This window comes from Paraoerskovia sediminicola (genome assembly GCF_030296575.1).
Lineage (GTDB): Bacteria > Actinomycetota > Actinomycetes > Actinomycetales > Cellulomonadaceae > Paraoerskovia > Paraoerskovia sediminicola.
Window position 1 is genome coordinate 2,855,892 of sequence record NZ_AP027729.1, and the last position, 18,533, is coordinate 2,874,424.

Below are 18,533 nucleotides of genomic sequence, written 5' to 3' on the forward strand. Positions count from 1 at the left end.
TCAGGCCTCCAGCAGGGCGAGCACGTCGCGCAGCCGAGCCGCGAACTCCGCCGGCTTGCCCTGCTGGCCGAACTCGCCACCGAGGAAGCCCCCGTGGTGGCTCGGGAAGACGGTCAGGTCCTGTCCGAGCAGGTCGGCGAGCGCAGCGCTGGTGCGCCAGGTGATCGTGCCCTCGCTCTCCTCGCCGGCAGCGATCACGAGCCTGGTCGACGCACCCTCGAGCGCCGCGACGTCCGGTCGGAACGACGTGACGGCGGACGACGCCCCGGACAGCAGCGGGTCGGAACGGTCGCCGTCGTCCTCGGCCGGCATGCCGAACATCGCCGGGTCGGGCGGTGCGGCCCCGAACTCCTCGGGGAGCTCGCCCTGCTGGGCGGTCAGGGTGATGAACGCGGCCATCCCATGACCCCAGCCCTTCTCCCGATACGTCGCCTCGACGCGGTCCATCGCTGCGGCCGCGTTCGCGGCGTCCGGGAGCACGGGCAGCAGGGGTGGCTCGTGCGCGACGAACGCGAGGACGTCGCCGGGGTAGCGCGCGACGAGGTCGAGGCCGGTGACGGCGCCGCCGCTGCTGCCGAACAGCACGACGGGCCCGAGGGCCAGCTCGCCGACGAGCAGGTGGAGGTCGTCGGCCTGCTGTGTGGGGGAGTGCGTGACCTCACCGTCCGAGCGGGTGCTGCGACCGAGGCCCCGGGGGTCGTAGGTCACGACCGTGCGGTCCGAGAGGTGCGACGCGAGCGTCGCGAAGCCCGACGCGTCCATCGGCTGCCCGATCATGAGGAGCGGCGGACGGTCGTCGTCGGCCTCCGGTGAGCGGACGTCGTACGTGAGAGTCGCGCCTGGGACGTCGAGCGTCCGCGTCGAGAGGTTCGTCATAGGGCTCATGAAACGCGAACGGCCGCCCCGGGGCTACCGGAACGGCCGTTCGAGCGCGGTGAGCGCCTCAGTGGCTCGGTTGGTGCCGCCGCGGTGAGTCGTGGTCGTCAGGAGTTCCCGGCCCCACCCGTGATGCCGCCTTGCGCGCGTAGCGGCTCTCCGGCCCGAACTGGTCGGCCGCGTAGGCGTAGCGCAGCGCGAGACGTTCGCGGCGCCGACCGGCGCGATCGTGAGGTTCGGTGACGTCCGCGCGGTCCACGACGCCCCAACCGTCGTGGTCGTCAGCCAGCGCCGCGAGCCGACGACGCTCGGACTTCTGGACCCGCACGAGGAGGACGAGCAGGATGACCAGGCCGAGCACGTCGACGGCGAGGGTGAGGGCGATCTGGCTGTTGCTCGCGAACAGGTCGTCGGCAGCGTGCAGCGCGACGGCCAGGACGAAGAGCCCGACGGCGCCGAGGATCCGGAGGCCGCGGCCGTGCCGCCCGCCTGAGGCGACCCACCCGATGCCTGCGCCGAGCAGGCCGGTCCACACCAGGTGGGAGAGCGCGCCGAACCCGCCCCGCAGGACCACGGTCGACAGCATCCCGCCCCAGGGGGAATCGCCCGCCTCCATCGCGGAGACGATCGTGTACACGTAGTCCTCGACGACCTGGAACCCGGCACCGACGAGCACCCCGTAGAACAGGCCGTCTGCCGGCCCGAACCGTCGCAGGACGGGGACCAGGGCGAGCCCGATGACGCCGACCGCCTTGATGGTCTCCTCGATGACGGGGCCGGTGGTCCACACGGTGCTGTCCGCGCCGGAGGCGCTCTGCGTGATCGTCGACATCGCATCGTTGGCGAGGCCCCCGAAGTAGGTCGCAGCGAGGCCTCCCCAGCACAGCGCGAGGACGATCGTCCAGACGGGCCGGCGCGCGTACCGCTGCAGCAGGACGATCGCGCCGATCGCGATCGCTCCCCAGAGCGCCCAGATCGCGGCACCGCCCAGCGCGACTGCTCCGCCGAGTACCTCGAAGTTGACCTGCTGGTTCGAGTAGAGACTCCACGCCCCCCAGAGGGACAGAGCGACCATCGTCACGAGCACGGGTGAGAGCACGAAGGACGATCTGCGCTCGGTGGCGTCAGGGGCCGGAGTCGTCGGGGCTGTGGTGCTCACGATTCGCTCCCGCTCGTCGCCGCGTCGGCATCGGTGAACTCGACGGTCATGACCATGTCGCTCACCTCGTCGTGCAGGGACTTCCATGACCTGTCCGTGGAGCTGAAGGTCCCGGTCGCCTGCACGTCCCCGTCGGTGAAGACGTAGGAGACGAGCGCCTCGCCTGGGCTGAGGACGACCAACTGATAGCCCTGCAGACCTGACTCCGTGGTGAACTCCTCCGGAGTCCCGATGTCGTAGGTCGTCGAGGTGTCCGCCTTGTACGCCTCGGCGCTCGCCGCCAGCTGGTCCTCGGGGGACCCGGCGACCGGGGTGACCGGGAAGATCGTGAGCGCGCCTTCCTGCTTGTGCACGGACAGGAAGTCCGTGGACTCCGACGTCCAGCCCTCGTCGGGGACGATCGAGACGCCCCCTACGCTGACGGCATCGCCTGCGGTGAGCTCGGTGCCGGTGGCGGGGGCCGAGGCCGCTGCCCATCGCGGCAGGACCAGGGCCATCACCGCGCAGGTTCCCAGCAGGAGCGCCACCCCGACCCACTGGCGCGGACGCGCGTCGACCCTCATGCGGACAATCTCCGATGTGCTCTCATGGCGCGAAGAGTAGCGGTAGGAACGAACATCAGCGCGACAGCGCCACGGTACGAGTGGTCGTGTCGCCCGGTACCTGCTCGGTACTCGCTCGGTGCCTGTCCGGTGTCTGCTCGGTGGAACAGGTCCCCGAGGAACGAAAAGACCCCGGACCAGCGAACTCGCTGTTCAGGGGGTCTTCTGCGGTGTGGGCGATACTGGGATCGAACCAGTGACCTCTTCCGTGTCAGGGAAGCGCGCTACCGCTGCGCCAATCGCCCAGATGTCAATCCGGTCATGCATGGTCGTGCTCACGAGGTGCTGCTGAATGCGAGGTGGAGATGGGATTCGAACCCACGTATACGGCTTTGCAGGCCGCTGCCTCGCCTCTCGGCCACTCCACCTTGAGGCTGATACCTCAAGGATCGATCGCTCGATCAGAGGAGTCCTCCGAGCGGATGACGGGATTCGAACCCGCGACCCTCACCTTGGCAAGGTGATGCTCTACCACTGAGCCACATCCGCACGATCAGAGCCGCTGGGGTTTCCCCCGGCGTTCTGGCGCGTCCTGAACTTTAGACGACCGGAGCCGCGAAACACAAACCGGCAGGATTCCGCGGGTCGCCCTGAACTGCCGGGGTCACGTCTGCCGCTCTCGGGTGCGCCGCCGGACGCTCCCGCGCCGCGGAGAGCGCGCTCGGTAGCGTGGGGAGTGCCCACCACCGTCGACACGTCAGCCGCGGGGCTCGGCGTCGCCAGGTTCGGCCGCAGGGCAGGGCGGCAGGTCGAGCAGTGCGTCGACCTGGCCGAGGACCCCCGTGCGCTGGACGACGGCGGGTTGTGGTTCGTCGTCGTCGACTTCCCCTGGGCCGGGGTGCCTCGGCCACGCTCGCGGGCGTGGCGGTTCGCGCAGACGGACGCTCCGCCGTCCGGCGCGGAGAGCACGGGCGTCGTGGGCGCCTCGGACGGGAGCGCCGTATGGAGCGGTCCGGAGGCCGCGTCGTGGACGAGCTCGATGTCGTGCGCCGAGTACCAGACCGCGGTCGACGAGGTGCGCGCCGCCGTCCGCGAGGGCGATGTCTACCAGGCGAACATCTGCCGCGTGCTCTCGGCGCCGCTCCCCGCGATCGGCGGCGAGCCGGACGCCGAGGCGCTGGCGGGCGTCCTCGCCGCTGGGAACCCTGCCCCGTACGCGGGGCTGATCCATGTCCCCGCGGGCGCGGGGGTCGATCCGGTGTGGGTGGTGTCGGCCTCCCCGGAGCTCTACCTGCGGGTCGCGGACGGACGGGTGGCGTCCGGCCCGATCAAGGGCACCGCGACCACCGCGAGCGGGCTCACAGCGAAGGACAGCGCCGAGAACGTCATGATCACCGACCTCGTGCGCAACGACCTCCAGCGGGTGTGCGAGCCCGGGACGGTCGAGGTGACCCGGCTGCTCGACGTCGAGGAGCACCCGGGGCTCGTGCACCTGGTCTCCGAGGTCGAGGGCAGCCTCGTCGGTAGCGGTGCCGGTACCGGTACCGGCACCGGCGCGCGGGTGGACTGGGCGGCGCTGCTCGGCGCCACGTTCCCGCCCGCCTCGGTGTCCGGCGCGCCGAAGTCCTCGGCGCTGCGCCTCATCGCCCACCTCGAGACCGCCCCGCGCGGGCCGTACTGCGGCGCCGTCGGCTGGGTCGACGCGGACGCGGGGAGGCGGAGCTCGCCGTGGGCATACGCACGTTCTGGTGGTCGGACGACGTGCTCAGGTTCGGCACCGGCGCCGGCATCACCTGGGGGAGCGACCCCGCGGGCGAGTGGGCCGAGACCGAGCTCAAGGCCCGCCGACTGGTGGGGTTGGCCTCCCGAGCGTCGAGCGCCTCGGAGCGGCCGCGTGCGGCAGACTGACCGCATGACGCTCACGCTCTGGGTCGACGGGACGTTCGTCGACGCCGATCAGCCCTCGATCAGCGCCGTGGACCACGGCATGACGGTGGGGGACGGAGTCTTCGAGACCGCGGCGGTGGACGGCGGCCAGGCGTTCGCGCTCAGCCGTCACCTGCGGCGGCTGGCGCGCTCCGCGACCGGACTCGGTCTCGAGGTGCCCGACGAGGCCGAGGTGCGCGACGCCGTCCGGCAGGTGCTCGAGCGAGCCGGCGAGACCGCCGGCCGCGTACGGATCACGCTCACGGCCGGGCAGGGCCCGCTCGGCTCCGGCAGGACGCCGGGGGCGCAGACGCTCGTCGTGGCGGCCTCGCCCGCGAGCGTCGCGCCGACGTCGCGCTCGGTGCGCGCGCCGTGGGTCCGCAACGAACGGTCCGCCGTCGCCGGGCTCAAGACGACGTCGTACGCGGAGAACGTGGTGGCGCTCGCGTTCGCTGCCGCGCGGGGCGGCGACGAGGCGATCCTCGCCAACACGGTCGGCGAGCTGTGCGAAGGCACCGGGTCCAACGTGTTCGTCGAGCGCGGGGGCGAGCTGCTCACGCCGCCGCTGTCGTCCGGCTGCCTCGCGGGCATCAGCCGCGAGCTCATGATCGAGTGGGGCCGCCAGGAAGGCCTACCCGTGCGAGAGGCTGAGCCGGGAGAGTTGCGCTACGGGGTGCTCGACGAGGTCCTGGAGGGGCGCGCTCACCTCGGCCTGACCAGCAGCATCCGCGACCTGCAGCCCGTCACCGAGCTCGACGGGGTTGCGATCGACGCGGGACCCTTGACGGTCGCCGGCCGCGAGATCTTCCAGCGTCACCGGGCGGAGACCATCGATCCGTGACGGGTGCGCGTTCGGCCGTGACCGGTACACGGTCGGTGCTGGGTGGGGTGCTGGGTGGCGCCGGACGGCGCGCGGTCGCCACGTGCTCGCCACGTGGCGGATTGGTAAGCACGGGCTCGGACCCGCTACTATCGTCCAGCACCGCGGGGTGAGAACCCGACGGGCGATTGGCGCAGTGGTAGCGCGCTTCGTTCACACCGAAGAGGTCACTGGTTCGAACCCAGTATCGCCCACCAAGCCGAAACGCCCCCGGACCAGCGAAAGCACAGGTCCGGGGGCTTTTTCGTGCCTGTACTCGGCGAGCATGAGTGAGCAGATCCCCCCATCGCGGTACGTTCGTTCCCCCACAGCACCCCCATAGGTGATCCCAGTGGGGGATCTGCAATCTGACGGAGTGAGGCACGACGCATGGCGGGCAAGCGAGGCTTCGGAGAGGTCGAGGAGCGCAAGAACGCCAAGACCAAGAAGCGCACGGGGTTCCGAGCTAGGTATACGGGACCCGATGTTGCGCGGCACTCGATGACCTTCACGACGAAGAAGGACGCAGAGGCGTGGCTGATCGCGGAGGAGGCACTGATCGCCCGCGGACTGTGGACCGCCCCGAGATCTCGAACCACGGCTCGAGCGTTGACAGTGCAGGAGTACGCAGACGCAAACCTTTCTGATCGGACGCTCTCCCCAAGGACGCGCGAGGAGTACGACTCGTACATCCGCCGCTTCGTGTCGTGCCAGCCGCTTGGGCGGATGGCACTGAAGTCGGTGACGTCGACGGAAGTTCGGGTGTGGCTCGGGAACGTTCGATCGGCGACAGGGCCAACCATGGCTGCCAGGGTCTACGGCTTCGTAGGGTCCGTGTTCAACGCGGCCTATCGCGATGGGCTTATTGACCGCACACCGTTTACCGTGCGCGGAGCCTCGAACGCCCCTAGGCAGAGGGAAAAGGTCATCGCGACCCCGTCAGAGGTGGTTGCGCTCGTTGAGCACGTCCCAGAACGTTTCCGCGCTCTGGTGCTCGTGACCGCATGGGGCGGCCTCCGGTCGGGTGAGGCGCGCGCGCTCGCTCGTCGAGACGTCGACCTGAAAGCAGGAACGGTGACGGTGCGCCGGCAGGTCCAACAGGTGCGTGGGGAGGGTCAGGTGCTTCGTGAGCCCAAGACTTCAGCGGCGATCCGCACACTTCACCTTCCCGAAGTGGCCGTGGCGGCGCTCGCCGACCACCTGACTAAGTTCTCGCAGCCCGGGCGCGACGGGTTGGTCTTTCCATCGTCCGTGGGCACTCCGATCTCGCAGACCGCTCTTACCGAGACGTGGGACCGCGCACGATGTGCGATCGGTCGACCTGAACTCCGTTTCCACGACCTACGCGCGACTGCGGCGACCCGTGCGGCGCAGTTCGGGGCTACGGGCGCAGAGCTCATGGCCAGATTTGGCTGGTCGACAGCAGCGGTTGCGATGCGGTACGTCACCGCGATGCAAGATCGCGACGCGGGGATCGCGCGGAGCATGGACGCCCTAGCGGCGGGAGGCGAGGCGGAGTACCAGTCAGGCGCCAGAGCACTGACACGGTAGGTGGCGCAATCAGTCTCCGCTGAGAGCGAACAGTGCAACGATTTAGCGAATGGGCGATCTTCGGCGACGGCGCCTCGGAGGTCGTCCAGTTCCTGGGCCAATCCTTGGGCGGCTTGCCGGTCTAGCTTGTCGCTTTAGCGCATGTACGTTCTGCGGTCTGACCTGCGAAAACACGCGGATCAGCGATGCTCATTCGTGCGAGGGTTTGCACAGCGCGGTACGGACCACCCGGCCCCCTGCGCACCGACAGAGCGATGCCCGCTCCTCCACCTGGCAAGGACGGGAACGGGCATCGGACAGCCCCCAGTTGTGAGGACACAATCATGATCGCACGGTCCGCAAACGCGAAGCACTCGAAGAGAGATAGCAAACTGCCGCGGTACGGCACCCTCGAACAAGGCGCCGAGCTTCTCGGTGTCTCGAAGTACACGGTTCGCCGACGTATCTCCGATGGATCGATCACTGGATACAGGGTCGGCCGCTTCGTCCGCGTCGACCTCGACGAACTGCCAGAACTCGTTGAGACCATCCCGTCAGTTAGGTTCGCAAAGTGAGCGGCGCGGCTTGCAACACGGGACTGCCAGGACCAACTCCGAAGCGTTTTCGTCACCGCGACGTGTCGCGCTTCTATGGCAAGATTCGGCGCGATCCAGACGGTTGCTGGCGCTGGACCGGGGAGCTCGACGAAGACGGATACGGGCGCTTCATCCTCTTCGGGAAGGTTAGGCGAGCGCACCGCCTCGCATGGCTCTTTCACCGCGGTCCGATTCCTGCGGGACTCGTCATTGATCACTTGTGCCGGACGCGTGCATGCCAGAACCCGGACCACATGGAGCCCGTCACGAGCGCCGAGAACGCTCGCCGAGCAGCGCGAAACTCTGCGCCGGAGTGCAAGTACGGGCACCGATGGTCCATTGAGACGACCTACTGGCGGGCGAATGGGACCCGCGAGTGCAGGCCCTGCGCACGACGGCGTAAGCAGGACTCTAGGAGGCGCAGTCGTGGATTGACCGCGCCGATGTTGCTCCATGCCGATGAACAGACGGCTGCGGGCGGGGAGCGGTCATAGTGGGCGCCAAGAACGTCATCGCGTGCTATGACCAGTGGTCGCATCTACCGAACCGCGCACACAGGCTGCTGGTTGGGATGGCAGTTCGAAGTCTGGACGCTCCTAGCAGTAGCGGACAACAACCACGGCTCTACTTTGCTGGCGAAGTGGCTCTTGCCCAACTGTTGGGACCAACCGATGACCCTGGTCCCGACCGGAAGGCGCGCGAGGCGTGGCGGTCCCGTGGAGTGGCGATCTCTTCGCGGCGCGCACTCAAGGAGCTCATCAACGCTGGAGCCGTCGAGCGCGTCACACGAGGTAGCCATGTCGCCGGAAGGCGTGGAGCGCGTGCTGTCTATCGCATCAACGTGTCGATCGCGACAGCCGAGGCCGCCCCGGGGGTACCTCAAGTACCTGCAACCGCGGGAACGACAGAGTCCCATATCGAAGGTACGTGGGATGCCCCCAAGGAGAACTCCAGGAACCACTACATGAGGAGCAACCTTCTATGGCTGGCGCGCGCCTCGGTCTCTCTGAGACCCGGACGCGCGATCCTTCACCGTTACCCCGAGGCTGGGAACCTAACGATCAGCACCAGAAGAAGGCATGGTCCCTGGGGATCGAGCTGAACGTCGCTGCCGACCGCTTCGAGGAGTCGATGAGCACCGCTAGGCGGCGCAACTGGACGAGCACGTTCTCGAAGTACCTCGATGACTTCGCGAACGGTGTGGAGGACATCACCTTCCCCTACACGCCTTCCTTGGACGACGAATGGATGTAGACGCTGCGCAATGCCGGCTCGGACCACCGTCTACCTGGTCCGCTGGGCATTATTCGTGCACTACGTCCGCGACCAGGGAATCGAGTTCCTTGCCTCTCAGGGACTGTGCGATATGCGCGCGTACGATCCGCCGCCGGACGACGAAGTTGCTCGAGGTGAACTGAAGTGCTGCAATCTCGCTGCTGAGCGCATTGGAAAGCTCGACGACGCGGATGTGGTCGAGATTGTCGTGGTCGTAGCTAGCGATGGGCAGCTTCCAGACGTTCTTATCGACGTGCCGCTCGTCTTTGCCGTATGACATGTACGGGCGTACGAGTTCGGTGAGGCTCGGGCTGTTAAGGATCCCGACGAGGTAGGCGGCTTCGTCGGGGGAGGAAACGCTCGCCCAGTAGGCACCATGCTCGATGACCGTTCGTGAGTCCGTCAGGACGGCTGCCGCTACATGCATCCCGGAGGCGGCATAGACCACTCGCGTCGATGGCATCGGTGCCTGCTGGGTCAGCTTCTTCATGTGGTCGATCTGCTTAGCAAGCGTGAGTTTGCCAGTTTGGTTTCCGTTCCAGAGTTCCGTGGCCTGCCGCATCCACGCGGCGAGGCCCGGCCAACGGTCGAACTCGGTCGGCGTGGCTAGGAGCGTGCCGTCGCCCCGAAGTGGCACGACGAACTCTGCCGGGGGCATAACGCGAAAGGGCAGCACGTGTTCGCCGAGGACAGTCGGCCAGATGAACTGTGCTTCAACAGCCCCCGTCAGGGGAGCAAGGTTTTTCCAGGGTGCCTTCTCGGAGACGGTTCGTTGTGACCGCACTGAGCGGCGCCCGGCCGGTGCTCCGAGCGTTGTTGCGGAGTCAGGCTCGACGCGGAACAGCAGTCGCGGGAAGAGGTTGGCGCCATTGGAGAAACGGTCGGCGTACTTCGAACCGGGAGTAGACCCAGTGCCTGAAACCGCGTGCCCTGGGGTTCGGGTGATTGTGTCGAGGGGCGCGCCCGCCAAGGCATGGGGGACTGGTGCCCGCCCCGCCCAGACTTCGAGGTCAGCGGGCATCGGCTCCGCGATTGCCGTGCGTCGGCCGAAGACGACGGCCGACCCGCGGGGGAACAGATGCGGGCGCAAGCGACGCAGGTCCCACGACGGCGTGAATGTGACCCTGGTTCCAGTGTCGAACCTGCCCGAGCGAAAGCCCTCCCAGTAGTCGCGGTCCACGACCGAGTTGGGAACGACGAACCCGAAATGGCCCTCGGCCTTGAGGTACCTCTCGACGGCACGAGCGATGAACAGACCAGCGAGGTCTTGGTGTGTCGCCGTGCGCTCGTCAGACCAGAAGCCTCGTTCCTTGGTCATCTGCTTGAAGGTCTCCTGCATGGCGGAGGACATGTGCCGGTAGGAGAGCCATGGGGGTTTCCGACAAGGACGTCGACACGGTTCGCCTCGTTCGAGAGCCAGGTCGGACGGGCGACGTTGCGGATGTAGTAGGACCAGATGTGGTTGCGGTTGTCCTCATGCAACTGGCGAAGGCGCAAGAAGTTCTCAGCGAGGACAGGCATGTCGACCTCGTCGATGGCCAGCCGCCGCAGCGTCCCGTCGGACAGCTTTTTCGGCTTGCGATTGCCAGTTGCGAACGCGGCCCGGCCCGACTCGTCGACGAGTGCTTGGACAAGTTCGTCGAAGCGGGCGGCATCGGTGAGGAGGTGGTCAGGGAACCGCAGCTCAGTCGTTAGGAGCTGGTCGCCAGTCTCGGTCGGGATCACCATGTGCCCCGATGAGAGGAGATCCTCGTGCTGGTCCCAGCCAAGCGAATCTCCGAGGTACACAGGCACGCTCAGTTCGCCACGTTCAGGCAAGTTGAGCCGGTCGCGGCCGAGTGCGAGCAGGTACGTCACACGCGCCAGCGCGACAGCTACCGGGTGCAGGTCGATCCCGATCACCCGAGACGACACCTGGTGCATTGCATCCGACAGTGGGACGCCTGCTTCCTCGCATGCGGCGAGGTACCGGCGCACAGCGTAGAAGAGGAACGACCCTGAGCCGCAGGACGGGTCGAGGACCCGTTGGTGCACGGGATCGGTAACTGTCTCCTTGACGACCTCGTAGGCGAGCCAGTCTGGGGTGTAGTACTCGCCGAGAGCTTTTCGGGTCGCTGCTGGGATGACTGACTCGTAGAGGACCTTGAGAACGTCATGCTCGACGGCTGACCAGTCGAACCGCGAGAGCCTGCGCGCGAGGGATCCAACGAAAGCGTCGCCGCCTGGTACCTCGAGGACCCAGTCGAAAAAGTCTCGGTCTACGACGCCGTATAGGCCAGCGACTGCGAACTGGTCCCCGGATAGCAGAGTGGCCGGCGAAAGTTCGGTTGCGGGCAACCCGACGACAAGGTGAGCAATGATCTCGGCAGAATTGACTAGCAGAGTGTGCTCGAGGAACAGCTCATCGTCGTCGACGAACTGGGTCCCGAGCGCGGAGCGGAGCAACTTCGCCCAGAGCTCTCGCTTGAGCTGCACAGTGGGCAGATTGCGGCTGTCCGCGTAGATCGCTGCCAGCGTCGCGTAGTCGACTTGGTGCGAAGAACTGGTTGCTCCAAGGCGTTCGCGGATCTCAGATGGCACTGGCCGCACACCCTGCTTTGTGGCGAGGACGCCTTCGAGCCATGACAAGAGCGACGCGGCGCCTGTAGGCCCGTCGATGAGGGTGTGTCGGGTTGCTTCCTCGAGTTCGCCACCGGTCTCGTGGTAAGCGTGCCAGCGGACGCCATCCGTGAGAACTCCCAAGTACCGCCCTCCGAACTCGGCTGCGCGGGACAAGACATATCCGGTCAGTTGAACTTTCGCAGCCGCGAGCGCGGTTGAGCTGGCAAGTGTCTTCTTGACCTCGAAGACGGTAGCCCCGGCCTCGACGTCGATCCGTTTGCCATGCCCCACCTGCGTCTCGAGCTGGACTTCTTCAAGCCCCAGTTCGGGATCCAGAAGCAGCATTCTGACGTCTGACTGGATCGTCGCCTCGCTGCGAGTGGTGCCCTTCGAGAGGAGCCGCTCGATGACGATTCTGGACGGTTCACTGACTGATCGGGGCACTGGCCGAGGCTATCGGTTCCAAGTGACATCCTCCGTGGTCCGACGCGCTCGAGGCGAGGTTGATCTCACCTGGCCCTGCAGCGGCGGCTTGCGCGTGCGCGCGCAAGGACGGTGCACAAACCGCACGACAGTCAGGGCGAGATCGTCGGCGAATGTCGGCTGGGTGCTCGACACGCTTAGCGGGTCAACGTTCGAATCTGGGCGTAGCCGAACTGGTGTAGGACGCTCTCTGCGAGTTCGACTGCGACATCGGCGCGAGCCCGGAGGTCCGCTTCGCCCTGCAAGATGACGTCCGTTGGTTCAACGTTCATCACTGGGAACGACCAATCTGGGATGCAAGGATAGGAAAACCCTGCTCTCTCCATTCCGTGCAGCCAGAGACTGGCATCGCTGGAACTGGCGTCGAACCTAGCCCCGATACGGATCCGGGCTCCGCCGTGAAGCGCGCGCTCGCGGTGCCACCGAACAGTCAGGGCCACTATCGCGCTACTTATCTGTTCGACCCATCCAGCCTCGATGGCGACCCGGTCATCTGTTTCATTGGGCGTTCTACGAGCCAAGGCTGGATATGCGAGCACGACCGTCCCGTCATGATGCAACTCTGCGTAGGGCGCGCCGATCGTCCCGCGACCCGTTTCACTGCGGTATCGCAGAACCCATCGTCGGAGACCTTGGCGCGGGTTCGTCTCTAGGTCTTCGAGGATGGAGCGACTTTCGTTGCCCTCGTGAGTCTCACAGTCAAGAGTTGTCGCGTCGCGCACGCTCTGCTGCGCCGAATTCCGGCCGGGGAGCTCGACTCCGAGCGGCACGGAACCAAGAGGCTTTGAGACGGCGATCGCCCAAACCTCTGCCGATGCTGCAAGCCGATCCACCGTGCCTTCAAAGCTGTGCGCGAGAGCATTCGCCATCTCCGACTGTCGCGCAAAACGATCGCGATACGCGCGTTCAAGTTCCCGCTCTGACATGTTCAGGGTGTGAGAGCCGTGGCGCCGTGGGGCTGCCGGCGGAGCGTCGTTGCCGCGTTCATAGAAGTGGGGAGCGTCTGTGCTATCGGGCACCAGGACCAGGAGGTAGCCCTTTTCCTGATCTGAGACATGGGTGATGAAGTCTACGGATAGGCCGAGGATTAGGGGCCTCACACGCTGGTGGAGGATCATCCGAACTTGCTGCTCGGCTTGATCGACGAGTTCTATCGGCGTGTCGGTCAGGCGCTTCGAAGCGCCCTCTCCGGATTCTCCTACGCCGAAGACGACCATCCCGCCACCAGTGTTCGCCATCGCCGCGATGTCCTTGGCGAGCTCCGCCTTGGCGTACTCGTCATTTCGACGTTCACCCTTGAAGTCCAAGCCCGAGAGTTCTCGGATGTTGGCATCGATGGCGGCCGTGATATCGGTAGCCAAGAGGCGTCGTCGCGCAACGATGCCAAGCGCGGCGTGGAGTGGGCTCCAGGTGATCGACATGGGCTCAAGTATTCCGGTGCGACCGCCGAGTAGTCACCTTTGGCTCAAGGGCGCGCCAGTCGCCTTACGGTTGCGCCGCTCAGCCCCGCGGCTTGACTGTGTCGAGAGGCGAATCGTCGTTGCCGAGAAGAGTGCGGACCAGGTCGCGCAGCTTCTTCTCAGCTGCCGTGTGGTCCTCGTCAGATGCCCAGTCATCGCGCTCAGAAGACCCAGGGGCCTCGTATCCAGGGTCGCTCGTTGTCCCAAACACGCGCTTGTAATGCACGTCGCGGAGTTCTTCGGCAGCACAAAAGACGGCCTCTGGAACAAGCACGGCGAGCTTCGCGAGGGCATCTTCTATCGCGGGGTCTGGCGGAGTCCCCCAAGGAAGGCCGTCACCGGCGGTCTCTTCTCCCGGCGGTTGACCGAAGTGATCCCGTTCGAACGTGATGCACCGTTGGTAGCCGGTCGATACCGCGGCGAGGAATGCGCCACAGGCTTTCGATCGCTCATCACGACGATTTTCAGTGCGTTCCCAGGTCCGCTGGCCGCTGTCACGGTTGTTCTGGGCCCAGGCGGTGTACACGGCCTGGGCTATGCCAACCAGACCTGCAATGAGCGCACCAGCGATCACTCCGATGATCGTCGTGTTCCACCAAGGTGTCGGGTCCGACAGGGACTCCGCGGCGGCTTGCATAGGCGAAGGCTAACTCAGACCATGTGAAGGCGATGAGGCTCAGGAGTCCTCTACTGTAGGTGGTGAGCCGAACAACGCCGGCTAGTGATTTGAACCATGAACCGGGGGGACCTGGGCCTGTCCCACTGGGCCGAGGTTCCCCCGTCGAAAGTGACGCTGCCAGTGGGCTTGTGTTCGGCGGCACTGGCTTGGATTAGGTTGATCCACATTTCAAGCGCGCATGCCGACGGTTTGCCAGTCCTTCCCCCACTGGCCCCCGCCAGAGTCGTGCGCAATGTAAGTTCGCAGGTCAGGGAGTTATGGGCTACTGGTTCGAACCCAGTATCGCCCACCAGCACACGAGCCCCTGACCAGCAGAGATGCAGGTCGGGGGTTTTCGGCATCCCGGAGATCGGCACCAGCGCACGGAGGCGACATGGCAGGGCATCGGATCTTCACCACGGCATTCGGCGACATCTACCCGCACTATGTGACCAAGGTGGAGCGCAAGGGCCGCACGACCGACGAGCTCCACGAGGTCATCCACTGGCTCACCGGCTACGACGAGGCGGGGATCGAGAAGGTCGTCGCAGACGGGGTCGACATGGAGACGTTCTTCGCGGACGCCCCCGCCTGGAATCCCAACGCGACGCTGATCACGGGCGTGATCTGCGGGCACCGGGTCGAGGAGATCGAGGACCCGCTGATGCAGAAGATCCGCTACCTCGACAAGCTCGTCGACGAGGTGGCGCGCGGCAAGAAGATGGCGTCGATCAAGCGGGCCTGAGCACGACCCGGCTGGGAGCGCGCGCTCAGGTCAGCTGCATCGTCGTCAGGCACGTCTCGGCGTCGTCGTCCGTGGAGACACTTGTCGTCGAGGTCTTGCCATCGAGCGCGACGGTGAGGGTGGCCTCGATGTCGCGCGGCAGCCAGAGACCCACGAACCCGTTGTCCGCGGCAGTCCTGGTCTCATCGAGGATCGTCTCGCCCGTCGCCTCGTCGACGACCTCGACGTCGATGTCCTCTCCGCCCAGCTCGCCTCGGCAGGTCGTCAGCGAGTGGAACCCGCACGGGTGGGTCTGCTCCACGTACGGGGCGACCGACAGATAGAACAGGTCCTCGGGGAGCGGGAGGGACGTCTCGCCGTCCGGAGTCGTGAGCTCGAGCGCCGTGGACTGGACCGAAGCCATGAGATCGGTCGACCGCTCCGCGACCGGAACGGCCTCGAGGGTATCGACGGCCTCGGCGCCGGAGAGTCCGGCGATGCCGAACGCGGCGAGGTCGGGCTCCGCAGCGGAGCTCGACGACTCCGGGCTCGAGGCCGCCGGCTCCGAGGAGGCGCATCCGGCGGTCGCCACGGCCAGGGCGAGCGCGAGCGTCGTGGACAGGGTCGTGCGTCGGCCCGTCATGAATTCCTTCGGTCGGGTGATGTGCGTGCGGGTCTGGTCATGCTGCTCTGCGCAGCCGGAGCGAGTTGCCGACGACGAGCACCGAGCTCGCGGCCATCGCCGCGCCGGCGATCATCGGGTTGAGCAGCCCGGCCGCGGCGAGCGGGATGGCCGCGACGTTGTAGGCGAAGGCCCAGAACAGGTTCTGCTTCACGACGCGCAGCGTCGCCCGCGAGAGGCGGATCGCCGTCGCGGCCGAGCGCAGGTCGCCGCGCACCAACGTGATGTCCGACGCCTCGATCGCGACGTCGGTACCGGTGCCCATGGCGAGACCGAGGTCCGCTCCGGCGAGCGCGGCGGCGTCGTTCACGCCGTCGCCGACCATCGCGACGACCCTGCCCTCGGAGCGCAGGCGGGCGACGACGTCCACCTTGTCCTGCGGCAGGACGCGGCTGATCACGTCGGTCGCGTCGCCGTCGGTCGAGATCCCGACGGCGCGGGCCGCCGTGAGCGCCGAGCCCTCGCCGTCGCCGGTGAGCAGGACGGGCCGCAGCCCCAGCGCCTTCAGCTCGGCGACGGCCTCGGCCGACGTCTCCTTCACGGGGTCACGCAGCACGAGCACCCCGCGCGCTGACCCGTCCCAGCCGACCACGACGGCGGTGGCGCCGGACTCCTCGGCCTGCGCCACGGCGTCCGACAACTCGGCGGGGATGCCCATGCCCTGCTCCTCGAGCCAGGACAGCCGGCCGACCGCGACGCGCCGCGAGTTCAGCGCCGGACCACCGCCCGCGCCCGGGGAACCCGCGGGGGAGAGCCCGGAGTGTGCGCGGCGGACGACCGCCTCGACGCCCCCGCCCGCGGTGCTCCGGAAGTCGAACGCCTGGAGCGAGCCGATGACGACGCCGTCGCCCCCGCGCTCAGTGGCGGAGCCGTCGCCCTGGTCGTTCGCGCGCGCGGAGGCGTCCGCGATCGCCTGGGCGATCGGGTGCTCGCTCATCGCCTCGACGGCCCCGGCGTGGAGCAGCGCGTCCAGGGCGTCCGGTGCCGTGTCGTCGGTCGTGCCGGTCGCGTCCGAGCGAGCGGAGCCGTGCGTGCCCCCGTCGCCCGCGTCGCCCCCGTCGCTCCCGAGGGAGAGGGTGTCGGACGGCGTCACGACGGCCTCGAGGGCCATGCGCCCCTGGGTGACGGTGCCGGTCTTGTCGAGGACGATCGTGTCGACGCGGCGCGTGGACTCCAGGACCTCGGGGCCCTTGATGAGCACGCCGAGCTGGGCGCCGCGCCCCGTGCCGACGAGCAGCGCCGTGGGGGTCGCGAGACCGAGAGCGCACGGGCAGGCGATGATCAGCACCGCCACGGCGGCCGTGAAGGCGAACGAGACGTCGGCCCCGGCGATCAGCCAGCCGACGAGCGTGAGGACGGCGATGACCAGGACGACGGGCACGAACACGGCGCTGATCCGGTCGGCCAGCCGCTGCACGGGGGCCTTGCCGGTCTGCGCCTGGGTCACGAGGCGCCCGATCTGCGCCAGCGTCGTCTCCTCGCCGACCCGCGTGGCGCGCACGACGAGGTGCCCGGAGGTGTTGACGGTGGCGCCCGTGACGGGGTCGTCGGGGGAGACGTCCACCGGGAGCGGCTCACCCGTCAGGAGAGACGCGTCGATCGCGCTGCGTCCCTCGACGACGACGCCGTCGGTCGCGACCTTCTCGCCCGGTCGGACGACGAACAGGTCGCCCTCGCGCAGGGCGTCCACCGGGACGCGCTCGGTGCGACGTTCCGCGGAGTCCGGGTCGACGACCCGCTCGACGTCCTTCGCGCCGAGCGCCAGCAGCGACCGCAGCGCGTCACCGGCGCGCCGGCGAGACCTGTGCTCCGCCCAGCGGCCGGCGAGCAGGAAGGTCGTGACGACGGTCGCCACTTCGAAGTAGAGCTCGGGGGTGGCGTGGGCGTCGCGGGAGGGCAGGAGCGAGAACTGCATCTGCATGCCGATCTCGCCGGCGCCGCCGAGCAGGAGTGCCCACAGCGACCACGCGGTCGCGGCGATCACGCCGATGGAGACGAGGGTGTCCATGGTCGACGCGCCGTGGCGGGCGGCCCGGAACGCGGCCGTGTGGAAGGGCCACGCGCCCCAGGTGACGACGGGCAGTGCGAGCGCCGCGACGATCCACTGCCAGCCCGGGAACTGCAGGGCCGGGATCATCGACAGCACGACGACCGGGACGGCGAGCGCCGCCGACACCTTGAGGCGACGGCCGAGGACGGCGCCGCGGTCCGTCGTGGGCGCGGACGTGTCCTCGCCCTCGACCATCACGTGGCCCTCGGCCATCGAGTGCCCGGAGAGGGCGTGCTCGGGGTCCGAGGACATGTCGTGGTCGCCGTGGCTGCCGTGCTCGATGTGACCCGCCCGGCCCGCTCGGTCCCCGTGGCGGCCGCCGCCGGCGGTCCGGCGACCCGTGACCCGCGCCGTGTACCCGGCGCGGCCGACCGCCGCGGTGAGCGCGTCGTCCGACACCTCGTCGGTGAGCACGACGTGCGCGGTCTCGAGCGGGAGGTTCACGGTGGCCTCCACACCGGGGACCTGGCCGAGCTTCTTCTCGACGCGCGCGACGCACGACGCGCACGTCATGCCCTCGATGGCCAGCTCGACCTCGGCGACCGGCTGCTCGTCGTGCGTCGTCGTGGTGGCGCCTGTGCTGCTCTCGTGCGTGCCGCTCTCGTGCGCGGTGCTCGTCGTGGCGGGGGTCTTCCCTGGACGTTCGGTGGTCACGGTCGTCTCCTCGAGTGGTCGGGAGGCCGGACGGCGCGGGTGTGGCCGGGCGGTCTGTGTGTGGCGCTCGCGGCGCGGGTGTAGCGGTGTGCGTCAGGACGAGAGGGTCAGGAGCGACCGGCCTCGCCCTGCTCGGACCACTGTGCACGCTCGCCGTCGACCTGGACCTCGATGGCGGCGACGGCGTAGCCGGCCTCGTCGATCGCCGCTCGGACCGCCGGCTCCTCGAGCGGCGCGTCCGAGGTGACGACGACCTCGGACGGCTCGTCCTGCTTCAGCGTGACGAGGACCTTCTCGACGCCGTCGACCTGCTCGAGCTCGCTCGTGACGTGCTCGACGCAGTTGCTGCAGGTCATGCCGGTGACGCCCAGGGTGGTGATGGTGGTCATGGTGTGCTCCTCGTGCTCGTGGTGACTGTCGGGGTGGTTGCGCTGGTGCGGCCCGCTGGCGCGGTCTGC

At 67.8% G+C, this 18,533-nt stretch carries 16 protein-coding genes and 4 tRNA genes; 7 read left to right on the plus strand and 13 right to left on the minus strand.

Annotated elements, in window-relative coordinates:
• From QUE47_RS13175 to QUE47_RS13200, 6 genes are all read right to left on the minus strand, one after another.
• Nucleotides 1-876 carry an alpha/beta hydrolase gene (locus QUE47_RS13175; RefSeq protein ID WP_286217661.1) on the minus strand — a complete coding sequence of 292 codons (876 nt, stop codon included), beginning with the start codon at nucleotides 874-876 and terminating at the stop codon, nucleotides 1-3.
• Between the two features lie 67 nt (nucleotides 877-943).
• A complete protein-coding gene (locus QUE47_RS13180; RefSeq protein WP_286217662.1) occupies nucleotides 944-2,035 on the minus strand; it encodes a PrsW family intramembrane metalloprotease in 1,092 nt (363 codons plus the stop codon).
• Nucleotides 2,032-2,598 (minus strand): hypothetical protein, encoded by a 567-nt coding sequence (locus QUE47_RS13185; RefSeq protein ID WP_286217663.1) that lies wholly within the window; start codon nucleotides 2,596-2,598, stop codon nucleotides 2,032-2,034. The genes QUE47_RS13180 and QUE47_RS13185 overlap by 4 nt, the downstream gene beginning before the upstream one ends.
• A 212-nt stretch (nucleotides 2,599-2,810) precedes the next feature.
• Nucleotides 2,811-2,882, minus strand: a tRNA-Val gene (locus tag QUE47_RS13190).
• A 52-nt stretch (nucleotides 2,883-2,934) separates the two neighbouring features.
• Nucleotides 2,935-3,005: transfer RNA gene (locus QUE47_RS13195), tRNA-Cys, on the minus strand.
• Nucleotides 3,006-3,054: 49 nt separating this feature from the next.
• Nucleotides 3,055-3,126 (minus strand) — tRNA-Gly (locus tag QUE47_RS13200).
• Nucleotides 3,127-3,313: 187 nt separating this feature from the next.
• Here QUE47_RS13200 and QUE47_RS17295 point away from each other — a divergent pair.
• The 6 genes from QUE47_RS17295 (at nucleotide 3,314) to QUE47_RS13230 (ending at nucleotide 8,742) form a co-directional block, all read left to right on the plus strand.
• On the plus strand, nucleotides 3,314-5,344 hold the full coding sequence (locus QUE47_RS17295) for a bifunctional chorismate-binding protein/class IV aminotransferase (RefSeq protein WP_434019688.1): 2,031 nt from the start codon (nucleotides 3,314-3,316) through the stop codon (nucleotides 5,342-5,344).
• Nucleotides 5,345-5,505: 161 nt separating this feature from the next.
• A tRNA-Val gene (locus QUE47_RS13215) sits at nucleotides 5,506-5,580 on the plus strand.
• Between the two features lie 172 nt (nucleotides 5,581-5,752).
• Nucleotides 5,753-6,913, plus strand: coding sequence for a site-specific integrase (locus QUE47_RS13220; RefSeq protein ID WP_286217665.1), 1,161 nt, complete (start codon nucleotides 5,753-5,755; stop codon nucleotides 6,911-6,913).
• Nucleotides 6,914-7,236: 323 nt separating this feature from the next.
• On the plus strand, nucleotides 7,237-7,467 hold the full coding sequence (locus tag QUE47_RS13225) for an excisionase family DNA-binding protein (RefSeq protein WP_286217666.1): 231 nt from the start codon (nucleotides 7,237-7,239) through the stop codon (nucleotides 7,465-7,467).
• Nucleotides 7,468-7,529: 62 nt separating this feature from the next.
• Nucleotides 7,530-7,982, plus strand: a complete 453-nt coding sequence (locus QUE47_RS16955) for an HNH endonuclease signature motif containing protein (RefSeq protein ID WP_350227754.1) — start codon at nucleotides 7,530-7,532, stop codon at nucleotides 7,980-7,982.
• 637 nt (nucleotides 7,983-8,619) lie between these two features.
• Nucleotides 8,620-8,742, plus strand: coding sequence for a hypothetical protein (locus QUE47_RS13230; RefSeq protein ID WP_286217667.1), 123 nt, complete (start codon nucleotides 8,620-8,622; stop codon nucleotides 8,740-8,742).
• Between the two features lie 49 nt (nucleotides 8,743-8,791).
• On the opposite strand, the gene QUE47_RS13235 is transcribed toward QUE47_RS13230, so the two are convergent.
• The 4 genes from QUE47_RS13235 to QUE47_RS13250 all read right to left on the minus strand — a co-directional run bounded on the left by QUE47_RS13235 (nucleotide 8,792) and on the right by QUE47_RS13250 (nucleotide 13,944).
• Entirely contained in the window at nucleotides 8,792-10,102 is a 1,311-nt protein-coding gene (locus QUE47_RS13235) for a hypothetical protein (protein WP_286217668.1), read from the minus strand.
• On the minus strand, nucleotides 10,078-11,808 hold the full coding sequence (locus QUE47_RS13240) for an N-6 DNA methylase (RefSeq protein WP_286217669.1): 1,731 nt from the start codon (nucleotides 11,806-11,808) through the stop codon (nucleotides 10,078-10,080). Before QUE47_RS13240 ends, QUE47_RS13235 begins: the two co-directional genes overlap by 25 nt.
• 176 nt (nucleotides 11,809-11,984) lie before the next feature.
• On the minus strand, nucleotides 11,985-13,268 hold the full coding sequence (locus QUE47_RS13245) for an AlbA family DNA-binding domain-containing protein (RefSeq protein ID WP_286217670.1): 1,284 nt from the start codon (nucleotides 13,266-13,268) through the stop codon (nucleotides 11,985-11,987).
• A 79-nt stretch (nucleotides 13,269-13,347) separates the two neighbouring features.
• Nucleotides 13,348-13,944, minus strand: coding sequence for a hypothetical protein (locus QUE47_RS13250; RefSeq protein WP_286217671.1), 597 nt, complete (start codon nucleotides 13,942-13,944; stop codon nucleotides 13,348-13,350).
• Between the two features lie 415 nt (nucleotides 13,945-14,359).
• Between QUE47_RS13250 and QUE47_RS13255 the strand changes: the two genes are divergently transcribed.
• The gene (locus QUE47_RS13255; protein ID WP_286217672.1) at nucleotides 14,360-14,710 is read left to right on the plus strand and encodes a DUF2200 domain-containing protein; all 351 of its coding nucleotides are present in this window, start codon (nucleotides 14,360-14,362) and stop codon (nucleotides 14,708-14,710) included.
• Nucleotides 14,711-14,735: 25 nt separating this feature from the next.
• Here QUE47_RS13255 and QUE47_RS13260 read toward each other — a convergent pair whose 3' ends face one another.
• The 3 genes from QUE47_RS13260 to QUE47_RS13270 form a co-directional block, all read right to left on the minus strand.
• Nucleotides 14,736-15,332, minus strand: coding sequence for a CueP family metal-binding protein (locus QUE47_RS13260; RefSeq protein WP_286217673.1), 597 nt, complete (start codon nucleotides 15,330-15,332; stop codon nucleotides 14,736-14,738).
• A 37-nt stretch (nucleotides 15,333-15,369) separates the two neighbouring features.
• Nucleotides 15,370-17,934: a heavy metal translocating P-type ATPase gene (locus tag QUE47_RS13265; protein ID WP_286219509.1), complete on the minus strand. Its 2,565-nt coding sequence runs from the start codon at nucleotides 17,932-17,934 to the stop codon at nucleotides 15,370-15,372.
• Nucleotides 17,935-18,182: 248 nt separating this feature from the next.
• Entirely contained in the window at nucleotides 18,183-18,464 is a 282-nt protein-coding gene (locus QUE47_RS13270) for a heavy-metal-associated domain-containing protein (RefSeq protein ID WP_286217674.1), read from the minus strand.
• Nucleotides 18,465-18,533: the final 69 nt, after the last annotated feature.

What these genes read in the sequence shown, in the direction of transcription:
- QUE47_RS13175 (WP_286217661.1), bottom strand. Translation starts at nt 876, where the DNA reads ATGACGAACCTCTCGACGCGGACGCTCGACGTCCCAGGCGCGACTCTC.
- QUE47_RS13185 (WP_286217663.1), bottom strand. Translation starts at nt 2,598, where the DNA reads ATGAGGGTCGACGCGCGTCCGCGCCAGTGGGTCGGGGTGGCGCTCCTG.
- QUE47_RS13220 (WP_286217665.1), top strand. Translation starts at nt 5,753, where the DNA reads ATGGCGGGCAAGCGAGGCTTCGGAGAGGTCGAGGAGCGCAAGAACGCC.
- QUE47_RS13225 (WP_286217666.1), top strand. Translation starts at nt 7,237, where the DNA reads ATGATCGCACGGTCCGCAAACGCGAAGCACTCGAAGAGAGATAGCAAA.
- QUE47_RS13230 (WP_286217667.1), top strand. Translation starts at nt 8,620, where the DNA reads ATGAGCACCGCTAGGCGGCGCAACTGGACGAGCACGTTCTCGAAGTAC.
- QUE47_RS13235 (WP_286217668.1), bottom strand. Translation starts at nt 10,102, where the DNA reads ATGCAGGAGACCTTCAAGCAGATGACCAAGGAACGAGGCTTCTGGTCT.
- QUE47_RS13245 (WP_286217670.1), bottom strand. Translation starts at nt 13,268, where the DNA reads ATGTCGATCACCTGGAGCCCACTCCACGCCGCGCTTGGCATCGTTGCG.
- QUE47_RS13250 (WP_286217671.1), bottom strand. Translation starts at nt 13,944, where the DNA reads ATGCAAGCCGCCGCGGAGTCCCTGTCGGACCCGACACCTTGGTGGAAC.
- QUE47_RS13255 (WP_286217672.1), top strand. Translation starts at nt 14,360, where the DNA reads ATGGCAGGGCATCGGATCTTCACCACGGCATTCGGCGACATCTACCCG.
- QUE47_RS13260 (WP_286217673.1), bottom strand. Translation starts at nt 15,332, where the DNA reads ATGACGGGCCGACGCACGACCCTGTCCACGACGCTCGCGCTCGCCCTG.
- QUE47_RS13265 (WP_286219509.1), bottom strand. Translation starts at nt 17,934, where the DNA reads ATGACGTGCGCGTCGTGCGTCGCGCGCGTCGAGAAGAAGCTCGGCCAG.
- QUE47_RS13270 (WP_286217674.1), bottom strand. Translation starts at nt 18,464, where the DNA reads ATGACCACCATCACCACCCTGGGCGTCACCGGCATGACCTGCAGCAAC.